Consider the following 14,812-nt stretch of genomic DNA (forward strand, 5'->3'; position numbering starts at 1 on the left):
AATATTGGGAAATAGATAGTCTTTAGGAGGCACACAGGACTGCCAGATGCAGTACCATGTGTGCCTCTTTTTTAGTGTTCTGAGGTGCGGAGCACCGATAGAACGCGCAGCCATTTCCGAAAGGAAATGATCAAAGGGTTTGGGAATTCCCAACAAGCAGAATCGATAAGAGCGAGCGGTAGCGGCGCCTCTTATCATTGCTTGCCAATATAGTAGTATTATGTTTTGGTGTCAGAAATATCTCTCACCATTGAGATGGAACAAGAGTTTATATTGATATCCTTCTAGGTTTCGCGCATAATGTAAATACCGCATAAAACCGCCATTATTGGAGAATTCAAATGAAGTATTTGTCTATAAAACAAACTTCAGTCAAATGGAATGTTTCAGGAAGAAGAATCAATGATCTTTGTATTTCAGGAAGAATACCAGGAGCAATAAAGATCGGATCTTACTGGGCAATCCCGGAAGATGCTGAAAAGCCTCGTGATGAAAGAATAAAGACAGGGCGTTATATAAAAATGAAACAGGAGGCGGAGTAAATGTTAGGAGCCATTATAGGCGATATTGCTGGTTCCCGGTTTGAGTGGAATAACATCAAGAGCAAAGAGTTTGACCTTCTGACTTATAGATGTGAACCGACGGATGACAGCATCATGACACTGGCTGTTGCTAAGGCTCTTCTTGAAAGCAAGGATGATTATCGCGTTCTTACAGACAAAACCATTAAATGGATGCAGACGCTAGGCAGAAAATATCCGCATGCTGGTTACGGCGGAAATTTTCATAAGTGGCTACTCAGCGATTCTCCTAAGCCTTATAACAGTTACGGTAATGGGGCGGCTATGCGGGTAAGTCCGTGTGCATATGTCGCCTCTTCTATGGATGAGGCTAAGCTTCTTGCGCGTATCGTGACGGAAGTCACGCATAATCACGCTGAAGGGATCAAGGGTGCAGAGGCTGTTACCGTTGCTATTTATATGGCTCTTCATGGAAGTAACCTTCTGGAAATCCAAGACTATATCAACGCCAATTATTATCATATCACGTTTAAGTTGGATGATATTAGGCCAACATACACGTTTGATGTGAGTTGCCAAGGCTCTGTTCCGCAAGCATTAGAGGCATTTTTTGAATCCACGGATTATGAAGATACTATCAGAAATGCCATCTCAATTGGCGGAGACAGCGACACGATTGCTGCCATTGCCGGCAGCGTTGCAGAAGCCTATTATGGGATTCCCGCAGCGCTCCGTAAGCACGGGCTTACTTTTTTGGATGGGGACCAAATTAAAATATTAACCGATTTTGAGGACAAATTTGGATTCATCTCTGAAAAGGAAACGAAATCAGGACTTAAGAGAACAAAACACAAGCCTATGAAAGATGTGAGCAAAAATACCGAAGCATTATCCAGGGAAGATATCGTACTTGAAGCAATAAAAGAATCAGACCTAGCAGATCGCACTACTGAGTATTGGAAGAAAATCACAAGTAACGCACTCTTCAATCATTTATTTGAGGCGTGCAATATTTTGCGTGGTCCTATAGACCAGGACGACTATAAGTCGTACGTTATCCCGATTCTGTTTTTTAAACGCATATCCGATGTCTATGATGAAGAGACGGCTGAGAATGAAGAACAGTATGGTGATGACATCGCATTCTATCCAGAAGAAGAATTACACACTTTTGTGATTCCGAAGGGTTGCCATTGGAATGATGTGAGGAATACCAGCGAAGATGTTGGTAAAGCTATTGTAGACGCTATGATGGGTATCGAACATGCTAACCCAGATACAATGGCTGGCCTATTCTCTTCTTTTGATGATGCTAACTGGACTGATAAGACAAAACTGGATGATGAACGATTGAAGAACCTTATCGAGCATATGTCATCTATGCCGGTCGGAAATAAAAATTATTCCGCCGATGTAATGGGCGATGCTTATGAGTATCTAATCAAGAAATTTGCGGATATGAGCAAAAAGAACGCAGGAGAATTCTATACACCGCGCTCAATTGTTAAGCTTATGGTTCAATTACTGAATCCCAAGTCAGGTGAGTCTGTTTATGATCCGGCATGTGGAACTGGAGGCATGCTTATTGAAGCCATTCGCAATATGGATGACGAAAAGGCTTCATATGGCAAGATTTATGGTCAGGAAAAAAATCTTTCCACCTCGGCTATTGCGAGAATGAATCTCTTCCTTCACGGAGCTAAGGAATTTAAGATTGTTCGCGAAGACACTTTACGAAAACCGGTTTTCATTCATAATGGTCAGCTTCAACAGTTTGACTGTGTTCTTGCGAATCCCCCGTTTGGATTGGATCACTGGGGGGCAGAGATTTTCGAGAATGATCAGTGGGGACGTAACATTTGGGGTAGCCCCACTGATTCAAATGCTGACTTTGCGTGGCTACAGCATATGTACAAGTCGATGCGTCCCGGAAAGGGGCGCTGTGCGGTAGTTATGCCGCAAGGTGTCTTGTTTCACGGTGGACGTGAGGGCGATATTCGGAAAAAAATGAGGCTTCGTGCACATGTGTGGGTAGGAAATAGCCTCTGCCTACCATAATAACCCTGAATTATTCATGACGTTAGATTCCAACTGGAAATCTCGTCAGATAATTGTTTGATGATGGCATCTCATTCGCAAAAGCAGAGAGTTATCCACAAAAAGGGCAAATTATCCCCTTGTTTATGAGTGGTTGCGTTTGAGATTGTCAAGGTTCACGAATTACTGCTTATTCCAGCAGTGGTTGTAGCTGCCTGATATTTAAGAGCGTTTCATTAAACTCTTTCTTGTAAGGGCAGCTGCTGCACAGCTTGAATATGATATATCTTGCTGAATGAACCGCTTTCGCGGCGATCTTCAGCAACTTCAAACGAACGGTATTGATCCGCTGCTTTCTCATGCCTGCGGGTAATACCAGTCGTCGAAACCAATTGAACAGGTTATAGGCAAGAGCATGTACTTGCAGGCGGTTTGCATTGACCACCTTGGAACGACTGCTCACAGAAGAGAAATCGAACCCAGATTTTCCTTCTTTGATGAAGTTCTCCATCTTGCCCCGGCCACAGTAAAACTTAATGACCTGATATGGAGCTGTTTCCATCGTTGTGACGATAAAGGTATACAGATGGACCATCTGGTTATAGGGTTTCTCAATCTTAAAGACAACCCTTCTCGGATGAGGCCAACTGCCGGCCTGATATTCAAACTCGCCGTATTCCACAGCGTAATCAACCTGGTTTTCACGAGTAGCCCGGTAAAGGTCTTCATCCGCATCGGATGCATACTTGATTAATGTCGAGTTCTGTTTCAGGCGGATCGCATACTTGCAGTCGTTTTCTTCACAGGCTTTATACAGTTCCGGCGAGGCAAAACCGCTGTCACCACGCAGATACAAGGGCAATGATGGATATTTTATCCTGTACTCCTGCATCAGTGGAATCATGAACTGATCGGCATCCTTGCTGCAATACTGTGTACCATCACGCAGCTCCGATTTCAGCAGATCTCCGGTCAGCCCATCGCAGCAAAGCAGCGGGTGATAGCCGTGGGCTTGATAATGAAAGTTGAAGCCTTCACCTTCCTGGCCGCCATATGTGTTCAGTAGGGTGGAGTCCAGATCAAACAGCATAAACTCTGGCATTTTACTGGAATAAACAACATCTCTCATTTTTGACTGGATCATCGCCAACTGAGCGAGCGTATCTTCATCCATGCGGTTCCAGAAACGGGACAGTGTAGGCTGTGAAGCAAGTATATCTTTATCAAGGATTGCGGTCAGTACTGGATCGTTTGTCAGTTCATCGGCACAATCATCTTCGAAATAAGCAGCTATGATCTGATAGACCATCTGCATCAGGTTATCAGGGTCCGTGTGAATGCGGCAGTTCGTATGATCGTTGGTCTTAAAAAGCTGTTTTACAAGCTTTGTCAGGCCGATCTTTGAGGCGAATTCTTTGATCAGAAGCAATCCGCCGTCAGAGGAAAGGTCGCCGCCGTCAAAATTTATTTTGATTTGCTTATTGCTTTCAAGTGAAATGGTGTTTAGAATTGTCATAGAGGACCTCTTTCTCTTGGTAATTGATTGATTCGACACCTTGATTTTACCAAGAATAGGGTCCTTTTTCTATTCACTTTTCAAGTGAAAGCAGGAAAGCTGTGTAACCATAGTAACCATGCGACTTTTAGTCGCAATCACCGCCTTGCGGTGAATAATTCAAGATAACAATTGAAAAGGTCATCGGACTCTCGTAATGTATAGCTGTCGAAGAAATACAGAACGGAGATTCCAATGACCTCAGCTAATACATTATTGAAGAACATCCTTGACGTCAAGGGTGCAGTTGTTCAAGGCGCCGATTTTTCTGTTGATGCACATGGAGTAAAGAAGCTCACAGTCCGTATGCGTCCCAAAAATCGGGAGTCTGACCGCTGTCCGATCTGCGGCCGACATTGCTCTGTCTATGACAGATCCAGTATTATCCGGTCCTGGAGAGCCCTCGACTTTGCCGGCATCCTGGTGTACATCAATGCGTATACCCAGCGGATCAGATGTCCGAAGCACGGCGTTCTGGTTGCTGCCGTTCCATGGGCGTTCCACGATTCCGGATTCACCAAGAGCTTTGATCTGACTGCCACCTGGATGGCTGAGAATCTCAGCCGCAGCGCCGTAGCCGAGTACCTCCGGATCGACTGGAAGACCGTTGCCCGCTGCATCACAAGAGTCCGCAAATACATTGAGCCTGATCCAGGTAAACGGCTGGACAACCTTGTCAACATCGGAATCGATGAGACAAGCTATCGTAAGGGTCACAAGTACATTACCGTCATAGTGAACCACGATACCAATACGGTTGTCTGGGCAAGCAACAAGCACGGAAAAGAGATCTTTTCCAAGTTTCTGGAAAGCCTTACTCCAGAGCAGAGGGCATCCATAAAGGTTGTTACCGGTGACGGTGCCAGATGGATCGACCAGTGCATTGAAGAATACCTTCCGAACTGTGCACGCTGCGTTGATTCCTTCCACGTTGTAGAGTGGGCAAACGAAGCACTTGATGCTCTTCGCAAGGAAGCGTGGCGCGATGCCCATCAGGAACTCAAGGAGCTCAAGAAGACCGTTAAGCGCAAGCGCGGTCGCGGAGCTTTGAAGGATAAGGATTCCATTGCCGTCCATAAGGCGGAGGAGAAAGCGGCTGAAATAAAGGGCTCTGCTTACGCATTAGGGAAAGCACCGGAACACCTGACCAACAAGCAGGAAACGCAGCTGGCTGAAATCGCGGTCAGCAATAAACGTCTGTATCGTGGGTACCTGCTGAAAGAGCAGTTGAGGCTCATTCTTCATATGGACGATGCGGATGAGGCAAAGGAAGAACTGGACAGGTTCTTCTGGAGAGCCACCCACAGCCGCATCGATGAATTCAAGGAGCTTGGTCACAAGATCCGCCGGCATGAAGAGCACATCCTCAATACGATTCGATTGAAGATGAGCAATGCCAGAATCGAGTCGACCAACAACAAAATCAAATTGATCATCCGGAGAGCATTTGGCTTCCGAGATGTGGAGAGTATGATCGATATGATCATGCTTGTCTGCTCGAATATTAAGGTTCCTTTACCGAACAGGCCGATAGCGGAGCCAGAAAACTAACAATGGAGGGGCTTAACGGGCATTTCTGCCACGGATTTTACCCACAGGTACGCCCGAAGAGCCCTTTTATTCTGACAGCGGAGATCGAAGATGCAGATGGAGATTATTCGGAGGAGTCAATTCGGCCTCTTGCTGCGGAAGCTTCCGATGGTCACATTCTTTCAATGGATGATAAAGGCGCGTTCAAGGCCTTGAGTAGCGGGACGACGAGTGTGTATTTCTACGCTCAGGACGGGAAAGCCGCTGCCGTGAAGGTAAGTGTATCGAAGGGGTAATGCCCCTGTCTGAATCGGATTGGATGTCAGGATCCGGAGGCAACTTTGCGGACAGCATTGAAGCGGATTTTGATATAGGCAGTCTGGTTGTCAAACAGCCTGATTCGAGCTATATTTCAATTGAACGAAGCTGGAATTGAGTATCTCCTGCTGGCTGCTCAGTTGCGGATGGAGGGATGACGGAAACACGCGGCAATGAATCAGCAGGCAGGTCGTTCATCATGAAGACATGATTTGAAACAGGGCAGAGGAGGGGTATGCCATGAAGATGAGAAGACTGATTTTACGTGTTGTGAGCGCGCTGGTGATGATGATCACTTGTGTGGAAATGGCTTTGACGCCGGTGGAGGCACGGGCGGCTCGTGCGAGAGTCACAAACCTGCCTTTATGGGAGCTGGAAGATGCAAGCGTCTCTCGGATCCGCTACGATGTGACGGGAGACGGGCGGCAGGACTGGATCGTAGCGAGGTACGGAAACTGGTCCGGGACGTGCGTTTATCTTTCCATAAACGGACAGCAGATGACGCTGAGGTCAAAAGGGCAGATATTAGGGCTGGATTTGTGTACGGTTCGGCTTGCGAACGGACGTTTTTTCCTTTGTATTATGGGGGCAGGAGATGACTGCACCGGGGATTTGTTCGGCGTCTACTCCTATACGGGCAAGCGGTTCCGTAACGAATTTGATGTCCGGCAGTACTCCAGATTCCCGAGGTTTGAAGTTCCTTTTCATATCAGCGCGTCCGGAAATACGATCACATTCGAATACCAGATCTATTCGAATGCCCTCGGTCCGCTGTGCGTGAACGTGAGCGCATGTGACCGGGGAGGCCGGCTGAAGCTGAAGAACCGGTATGTCTCGGTCACGAAAAACAGAGGTGACACTGCTCACTATCTGAACAAGGATTGGTATTATCCCGCTTCAAGAACGCTCCGGCTCTACAGACGGGCCACGACATGCCAGATCGGACGAATCGTCCATCCAGGACAGAAGGTGAAGGTCACGCAGGTTTACATCGGCCCGGGAACGGTTCGCTATAAGTGCATAGTGAAAAATGGAGGATATGGATGGCTTGAGGAGCCGCAGCGGTATGGCAAGGTCTTGAGGGGACTTGCTAAGGGGAACTGAGCCAACCATGACGGCCGATCAGACGACGATCCCTAAGCCGACACATGAGAGGAGGGTACACCATGTTCAGGAAATGCACTGCTGTTTTGCTTTCGCTTGTGATTATGCTGACCGTGCTGCCGATGACGGTCATGGCGGGCGGGTCTCCGTCGATCTCATATCAGACGCATCTTCAGCGTCAGGGGTGGCAGAAAGAGGTCTGTGATGGAAGAACCGGCGGCTCAACTGGGCGCGCTCTGCGGCTGGAGGCGGTGAAGGTTCGCCTGAAGAATAATTCGTTCGGAGGGTCTGTTCAGTATAGCACGTGCGTTCAGCGGTCAGGCTGGCAGGGCTGGCGCAGTGCGGGCAAGGTGAGCGGCACCACCGGCCGATCTCTTCGGATGGAAGCCGTCAGGATCAGGCTGATCGGCGGCATCAAGGGCCGATATGATGTCTATTACAGAGTGTATGCCCAGCATTTCGGATGGCTTGGCTGGGCGAAGAATGGAGCTCCGGCCGGCACATCCGGTTACGCCTTTCGGCTCGAGGCGATGCAGGTCCAGCTCAGAAAGAAGGGGAGCGGGGCTCCGGGTTCTATGCGGAATGCATACCGCAAGGCCGGGCCGTATGACCTTAAGAACTGCCACTATTGGGCATCAAACGGCGGAAATTCGATGGCCGTTCTTCTTGGGCTGAGCAGGAGAAGAAACGCTTCTTATCCGACTTTTTATTATACCGGGCAGAACGTGGTCGTCGGCGCGAACAAAGACGCGTCTTACTATCCGAGTAATGTGTTCTACGCGGCCAATCGCGGGAATCGGCTGCTCCGTTACTATGGCGTCGTGATCGGCGATTCAAAGGCGGTGACAGAATCGAAGCTGAGGCGGGCCGGGTTCAGCCGGGAGGGAGCAGGCTGGGGGCCGGGCTATGCCTGCTTTATCCCGAAGTACAGGAACGGAAGACTTGTCTTCTGGGTTTACCGGTTGCAATGTACGGCATAAAATGACAGGGCGCAGGCTGGCGTTTGGTACGTCAGCCTGCGCTTTCTCTGAAAGAGAACATGTATACGGCTGCCGGATCGTGTTCAGGAGGTGACGCGGTATGTCAGTGGTTGGCGCATGTATGGTTCCCCATCCGCCGGTGATCGTGCCGGAGGTGGGACGCGGAGAGGAGAGAAGAATCGCGGAGACAACGGCAGCTTACCGGAAGGCGGCGGATTTTGTCCGGGAGCTGGCGCCGGAGACGATCGTGCTCTCCTCACCGCACAGTGTGATGTACGCGGATTACTTTCATGTTTCGCCGGGACGGCGCGCGTCGGGGGATCTCGGACGCTTCCGGGCCGGAGGCGTCCGGATCGACGCGTCGTATGACGAGGCGTTCACGGCTCTTCTGGAGGAGAAGGCGGAGCGGCTGCATTTTCCCGCGGGCACGATGGGGGAGCGGGATTCGTCGCTTGATCACGGCACGATCGTTCCGCTGTACTTCATCAATCAGGCGTATACGGATTATCGGCTCGTGCGCGTGGGCCTTTCGGGGCTGTCGCTGGCGGACCATTACCGGTTCGGACAGCTGATCGCGGAGACGGCGGATGCGCTTGATCGGCGCGTGGTCTTCATCGCCAGCGGGGATCTCTCGCATAAGATGCAGGCCGACGGGCCTTACGGCTTCGACCCGGCGGGGCCGGTGTACGATGAACTGATTCTGAAGGACGCGGCCGAAGGGCGGTTCGGCCGGTTTCTCGACTACGATGAGGCGTTTCTCGAGAAGGCGGCGGAGTGCGGGCACCGGAGCTTCTGCATCATGGCCGGCGCGCTGGACGGGTGCGCGGCGGAGTGCCGCGTGCTGAGCCACACCGGCGAGCTGGGAGTGGGCTACGGCGTCGCGGCCTTCCGGGTGACGGGTCCGGATCCGGAGCGGCATTTCCTCAAAAAGTGGGAAGAGAAGGAGGCGGAGCGGCGGAAGAACGAGCGGGCGTCGGAGGACCCGTATGTGCGGCTCGCGCGGGCAGCGGTGGAGGCTTACGTGCTTCATCACAGACGGATCTCTCTGCCGGACGGACTGCCGGAGGAGATGACCGGCCGCCGGGCCGGTGTCTTTGTCTCGCTCCACGAGGAGGGGCAGCTGAGAGGCTGTATCGGCACGATTTCGCCGACGCGGCCTTCGGTCGCCGCAGAAATCGCGGAAAATGCCCTCTCTGCGGCTTCGCGTGACCCGCGGTTTTCGCCGGTTCGCCGCGGCGAGCTGGACCGGCTGGAGATCAGCGTGGATGTTCTCGGCGCGACGGAGCCGGTATCCTCCGTCCGGGAGCTGGATCCGGAGCGGTACGGCGTCGTCGTAACGGCCGGAGAGCGGCGGGGCCTTCTGCTGCCGGATCTGGAAGGTGTCGATACGCCGGAGCGTCAGATCGCCATCGCGAAGAGAAAGGCCGGCATCGGGGAGGGCGAAGCGGTGACGCTTGAGCGGTTTGAGGTGGTCCGGCACAGATGACGGAGGTGAGCGCTGTGGTGGAAAATGAAAAAGCCGTGCGCTGCGAGGTCTGCTTCCGGCGCTGCCGGCTGGAGGAAGGCGGGACGGGCGCCTGCGGCGCGCGTGTCTGCCGCGACGGACGGGTCGTCCCGGCCGGTTACGGTCTTCTGACGGCGCTGGCGCTGGATCCTATCGAGAAGAAGCCGCTGCGCCGTTTTTTCCCGGGAAGCCGGATCCTTTCAGCGGGGTGCTTCGGCTGCAATCTGTTCTGCCCGTTCTGCCAGAACGCGGAAATTTCCAGGGCTGTGCGGGAAAGGGACGGTTCTGATTTCCGGGAGACGGAGGCACGTTTCCGGGACCCGGAGGGCCGGATCCGGCGGATTCCGCTGATCAGCATGACACCTGCGGCGCTTTGCCGGGAGGCGGAGGCGCTCCGTACGCAGGGCAATATCGGGGTGGCGTACACCTACAACGAGCCGCTGGTCGGGTATGAATTTGTGCGCGACACAGCCCGCCTTGTTCATGAGGCAGGGATGAAGAATGTGCTGGTTTCCAACGGGACGGCGTCACCGGATGTGCTTCATGAGCTTTTGCCGTGGATCGACGCCATGAACATCGACATCAAGAGCTTCCGGGAGGAAACCTACGGGAACGTGCTTGGCGGCAGCCTCCCGATGGTCAAAGCGTTCATCGAGACGGCTGCGGCGGCCGGCACACACCTGGAACTGACGGCGCTGATCGTGCCGGGGATGAATGATTCCGTGGAGGAAATGCGCGCGCTGGCCGGATGGGTCGCGGGCCTTGACGGAGGACGGGGGAAGGAAATCCCGCTTCATGTGACGAGGTTCTTCCCGCGCTTCCGGATGACGGACCGCGGCGCCACGCCGGTTTCAACCGTGTACCGTCTCGCGGAGGAGGCGGGGCGCGTCCTCAGATATGTCTATGTCGGGAACTGCTGAGAAAGAGCGCGCGGCGCTGGAAAAAAGCGGGCTTCGGCCCGCTTTTTTCCGGATGGCATGAGTCCGGCGGCTGCGGCGGGCTTATCTGCGCGAGCCCGTTTCCGCCCTCCGCGGAATCTGCGCCGCCAGGATCTGCTTCTGGCGGATGAGGTAGTAAAAGGCCATAAAAACGGAGATCACGATCCAGCTGATCGGGTAGCAGGCCAGCAGCTGCTCGACGGAGCCGTCCGGCACGATCAGCCGGACCCAGACGACGCGGTAGAGGCAGACGCCGATCAGATTGGTGACGGTCGAGATGATCACGCAGCTTTCCGCCCGGAGGGTCGCCGAGAGAATCTCGAAAACCGCGAAGACCCAGTAGAAGGGCGCGATCACGCGCATCATCCGGACGCCGACCGCGATGACGCCGGGGTCGTCCGTGAACAGCCGGAGGAGCGTCCTGCCGAAGAGCAGCACGAAGGCTGACATACCGATGCCCGCCGCCGTTTCCATTGCAAGCACCGTCCGTGTGCCGCGGCGGATCCGATGGGGAAGGCCTGCGCCGAAATTCTGGCCGACGAAGGTGATGATCGAGGTCGAGAACGCATTGTTGATCATCCACCAGATCGCGTCCAGCTTGCCGTAGGCGGTCCACGCCGCGACGCAGTCGATGCCCATCCGGTTGATCGCGGTCTGCAGGATCATATTCGATACGCCGAACATGCTGTCAGCAAGCGCGGTGGGCAGTCCGATCGCGAGGATTTTCCCGAGGATCCTCCGTGTGATATGGAGCCTCCTGAGCGAAAGACGCATGCCCCGCGTTTTTTTCATCAGCAGCCAGGTCACGAGCACTGCGCTGACCGCCTGCGAGATATCCGTGGCGACAGCCGCGCCGAGCACGCCCATTCTGAGCACCATGACGAAAAAGAGATCGAGCACGATGTTCATCACGCAGCAGACGATCAGAATGTAGAGCGGCTTCTTCGAGTCGCCGACGGCGCGGAGAATGCCGGACCCCATGTTGTAGATCAGCGTGAGCACGAGCCCGGCGAAGAGCACCCGGGTGTAGATGAGAGAGGAGTCCATCAGATCGGACGGTGTCCGGAGCAGACGCAGCAGGGGACCGGCGAGCGCGCAGCAGACAGCTCCCAGCACGAGTCCTCCGGAGAGAGAGAAGGCGTAGGCCGTGTGAAGCGCGTCGTCCACCTTGGCGGTATCGCCCGCCCCGAAGAACTGGGCGATGATGACGGTCGCGCCGGCGGAAAGACTCATGAAAAAGGAGAAGACGAAATTCAGAATCTGTCCGGACGAGCCGCCGACCGAGGCCAGCGCGGCTTTCCCCGCCGCGTGCCCGACGATCACCGCGTCCACTGTGTTGTAGAGCTGCTGAAAGAACGCGCCGATGAGGATCGGAAAGAAAAAGAGAAGAATTTCCTTCCAGATCGTTCCGTGCGTCATCGCGTTTTTGTTTCTCAGGTCTGCCATGATGTAAGATTTACCCCCGTTTCACTATATCAGTTCCGGTGGCGCGAGGCAAACGGAAAGAAGCCGGTCTTACGTCAAGTGGCTGTTTCATGCCCTTCCCAACCGTGCTACACTAACGGTATCGGAATCATCAGACAACAGCGGCGGGGAGGTGCTTCCTGTATGAAAACGGACAATCATCGGACGGCTTTGAGCGAAGAAGGATCGGGCGCGGCGTGCGTGTTCACGGAAGAAGAAAAGAACGCGCTGCGTATGCTTCCGGAATACATGGTAGTGCTTCGCGTGCGCGGATCATTCGGCGAGTGCCTGCTCGCAACCGATCTGTTCCTGAAGTCCATCCAGATGGACGAGTCTTCTTTCGTGAGGCAGCTTCGCCGGTTTTCCCGGTTCGTCTACGAAGACGATCTTGAGCTGATACTGGATACGATCCGCCGTTCCGTCGCGAAACCGGAATTCCTCTGCGACTTCAGCGTGAGGATCCGGAAAGACGACCGCAATGCCTACCGGAAATACAAGGGAGCGATCCGTTCCGTCCGGACGCAGCAGGTGAGACCCGGCGTTCCGGCGAGACCGGAGGACGCGATTCCGTTTCCTGACCTGTCTCCCGATACGCCGGATACGCTGGTTTACATCATGAGCCTTGACCTCACGGGCCATATCGCACAGGGCGAGCGCGTCCAGTCAAGGATGAACCAGCTTCTTTTCAGAGAAGTGCTGGGTCAGACGAGGGACTGCATTTTCTGGAAGGATACGGAGCGGCGGTTCGTCGGCGTCAATCAGGCGTTTCTCGATTTCTACGGCTTTGAGTCCGAGAAGGAACTGATCGGCAAGACGGATGAGGATATGGGCTGGCATCCGGATCCGGAGCCGTTCCGGCGGGACGAGCTTCGGGTCCTGCAGGGCGAGAGCACGATGCTGGTGCATGGCACATGCATGATCCGCGGAAAGGTACGGGATATTCTGGCGACCAAGGCGCCGATTTACGACGGGCAGACGATCATCGGCTTCGTCGGAAGCTTCATCGATGTGACGGAGGACTACGCGCGGCGCCGGGAGATTGAGCGGCTGGACCATGAGCTGAAGAAGGCGCTTGACAGCGAACGCGCGGCCAACCGGAATATGACGCAGTTCGTCTCCCGGATGAGCCATGAACTGCGCACGCCGATGAACGCGGTAATCGGGCTTTCTTCGCTGGGAATGCAGACCACCGATCTTGACACGGCGGTCGAGTATCTTCATAAAATCAATTCGTCCGGCCAGTATCTGCTCGGGATCATCAACGACGTGCTCGACATCAACAAGATTGAAGGCGGCCAGTTCCGGCTGGTCGAGGAGAATGCGAACCTCTCCGATCTCTTCCAGGCGGTCGATCTCATCATTCGTCCGCTGGCGGATGCGAAGGGCGTTCATCTGCTGATCGACGACAACGGGCTCGTCATCGGGAACGCGATCTGCGACCGGCTCCGAATCCAGCAGATCCTCATCAATCTGCTCAACAACGCGGTTAAGTTCACGGATGCCGGCGGAACGGTGACGATGCAGGTACAGCAGAGTGTGATTCACGGACGGCTCCGGATGACATTCCTGATCAGTGACACCGGCTGCGGGATGAGCGAGGAGTTTCAGAAGCGGATTTTCCAGCCGTTCGTGCAGGAGAACCGGAATCCCGGCAAATACGGGACGGGGACAGGGCTCGGGCTGGCGATCTCGAGGACGCTGGCGCGTCAGATGGGCGGCGACATCACGGTGGAAAGCCATGAGAGCGCCGGCACGGTTTTCATGGTGACGATTCTGCTCGGTATTGACCGGGGCGAGACCGGACGGGCCGGACGGCTGCCCGGAGAAGAGACGGATGAACGGCGGTACGCGGGGATGAGGATTCTTCTCGCGGAGGACAATGAGCTCAATCGGGAAGTGGCCGTCGGCCTCTTCAGCCTGATGGGGCTGCTTGTCGTCTGCGCGAAGGACGGTCAGGAGGCCGTCGATCTCTTCCGGGCATCGCCGCCGGACTACTATGACGCGGTCTTCATGGATCTTCAGATGCCGGTCAAGAGCGGCTACGAGGCGGCGCAGGAGATACGGGCGCTCTCCGGGTCGATCCCGATCGTGGCGATGACGGCGGATGTTTTTGACGCGTCGATGATGAAAGCGCGGTCCTGCGGCATGAACGATTACATCACGAAGCCGCTCGACCGGAAGCAGATCCTCCGGATTGTCCGTGAGATTGCGGAACGCTGACGGAGGATTGCGGACGGCGTGTCAGGAGAAAAAGAGCGCGATTCTCGGGATGAAGATGATCAGCCCGATCACGGCGGCCGCGATCGCCGCGGCGAGCACGGCACCTGCCGCGGCGTCCTTCGCCTTGCCGGCCAGCGGCTTTTTCTCTTCGGTTACGAGGTCAACGGCCGCTTCCACAGCGGTGTTCACCAGCTCGAGTCCCATCACCAGTCCGAACAGGATCAGGCAGACGATCCACTCAGCCCGTGAAATGCGGAGCACGATCCCGCCGATGATGACGAGGGCGGTGAAGACCAGATGGATTTTCATGTTGCGTTCGTCCCGGATTGTGCGGCCGATTCCGGTGAACGCGTACCCGAAGCTGCGGAGCAGCGGAGACTTTCCTGATTTGCGCATGGCGTTCTCCTTTCGACTTCGTTTTGGCTGTAACCTGATTCTACATCGGGGGAAGGACGTCGGCAAGCGAAGCGGATCAGATCGCGGGGAAGGAGACGCTTCCGGATTTTTAAAAAATGCACTTGACGCGCCCTGTCCTTCATGGTAGTATAGCAACCGTTCGCTCCGAGCGGACGGCTCTGACGGCCGGGAGGCCGGGAAGCACGCCGGACGAATAAAAATAAATTCGCTCTTGACAAGGCGTC

General features: G+C 54.3%; 12 protein-coding genes. 9 read left to right on the top strand and 3 right to left on the bottom strand.

Going from position 1 to position 14,812, the window contains the following annotated elements:
• Positions 1-341 precede the first annotated feature (341 nt).
• On the top strand, positions 342-542 hold the full coding sequence (locus G4C92_RS10510) for a DNA-binding protein (protein WP_274939798.1): 201 nt from the start codon (positions 342-344) through the stop codon (positions 540-542).
• Entirely contained in the window at positions 543-2,579 is a 2,037-nt protein-coding gene (locus tag G4C92_RS10515; protein ID WP_274939799.1) for an N-6 DNA methylase, read from the top strand. It abuts the gene before it with no gap.
• 169 nt (positions 2,580-2,748) lie between these two features.
• On the opposite strand, the gene G4C92_RS10520 is transcribed toward G4C92_RS10515, so the two are convergent.
• A complete protein-coding gene (locus tag G4C92_RS10520) occupies positions 2,749-4,074 on the bottom strand; it encodes an IS1380 family transposase (RefSeq protein ID WP_274939312.1) in 1,326 nt (441 codons plus the stop codon).
• 234 nt (positions 4,075-4,308) lie between these two features.
• Between G4C92_RS10520 and G4C92_RS10525 the strand changes: the two genes are divergently transcribed.
• The 6 genes from G4C92_RS10525 (at position 4,309) to G4C92_RS10550 (ending at position 10,469) form a co-directional block, all read left to right on the top strand.
• Entirely contained in the window at positions 4,309-5,664 is a 1,356-nt protein-coding gene (locus G4C92_RS10525; protein ID WP_274939796.1) for an ISL3 family transposase, read from the top strand.
• 2 nt (positions 5,665-5,666) lie between these two features.
• Positions 5,667-5,939 carry a hypothetical protein gene (locus G4C92_RS10530; protein ID WP_274939800.1) on the top strand — a complete coding sequence of 91 codons (273 nt, stop codon included), beginning with the start codon at positions 5,667-5,669 and terminating at the stop codon, positions 5,937-5,939.
• A gap of 262 nt (positions 5,940-6,201) precedes the next feature.
• On the top strand, positions 6,202-7,065 hold the full coding sequence (locus tag G4C92_RS10535) for a hypothetical protein (RefSeq protein WP_274939801.1): 864 nt from the start codon (positions 6,202-6,204) through the stop codon (positions 7,063-7,065).
• A gap of 62 nt (positions 7,066-7,127) precedes the next feature.
• Complete coding sequence (locus G4C92_RS10540; RefSeq protein ID WP_274939802.1) at positions 7,128-8,045, top strand: hypothetical protein; 918 nt, start codon at positions 7,128-7,130, stop codon at positions 8,043-8,045.
• A gap of 100 nt (positions 8,046-8,145) precedes the next feature.
• On the top strand, positions 8,146-9,531 hold the full coding sequence (gene amrA, locus G4C92_RS10545; RefSeq protein WP_274939803.1) for an AmmeMemoRadiSam system protein A: 1,386 nt from the start codon (positions 8,146-8,148) through the stop codon (positions 9,529-9,531).
• A complete protein-coding gene (locus tag G4C92_RS10550) occupies positions 9,528-10,469 on the top strand; it encodes a radical SAM protein (RefSeq protein ID WP_274939804.1) in 942 nt (313 codons plus the stop codon). The genes amrA and G4C92_RS10550 overlap by 4 nt, the downstream gene beginning before the upstream one ends.
• Before the next feature lie 81 nt (positions 10,470-10,550).
• Here G4C92_RS10550 and G4C92_RS10555 read toward each other — a convergent pair whose 3' ends face one another.
• A complete protein-coding gene (locus G4C92_RS10555; RefSeq protein WP_274939805.1) occupies positions 10,551-11,933 on the bottom strand; it encodes an MATE family efflux transporter in 1,383 nt (460 codons plus the stop codon).
• A gap of 162 nt (positions 11,934-12,095) precedes the next feature.
• Here G4C92_RS10555 and G4C92_RS10560 point away from each other — a divergent pair, with 162 nt between their 5' ends.
• The gene (locus tag G4C92_RS10560; RefSeq protein WP_274939806.1) at positions 12,096-14,171 is read left to right on the top strand and encodes an ATP-binding protein; all 2,076 of its coding nucleotides are present in this window, start codon (positions 12,096-12,098) and stop codon (positions 14,169-14,171) included.
• A 21-nt stretch (positions 14,172-14,192) separates the two neighbouring features.
• Here G4C92_RS10560 and G4C92_RS10565 read toward each other — a convergent pair whose 3' ends face one another.
• A complete protein-coding gene (locus G4C92_RS10565; RefSeq protein WP_274939807.1) occupies positions 14,193-14,567 on the bottom strand; it encodes a diacylglycerol kinase family protein in 375 nt (124 codons plus the stop codon).
• Positions 14,568-14,812 lie beyond the last annotated feature (245 nt).

It is taken from the genome of Chordicoccus furentiruminis (assembly GCF_019355395.1).
In the GTDB taxonomy this organism is placed as follows: domain Bacteria; phylum Bacillota; class Clostridia; order Lachnospirales; family Lachnospiraceae; genus Chordicoccus; species Chordicoccus furentiruminis.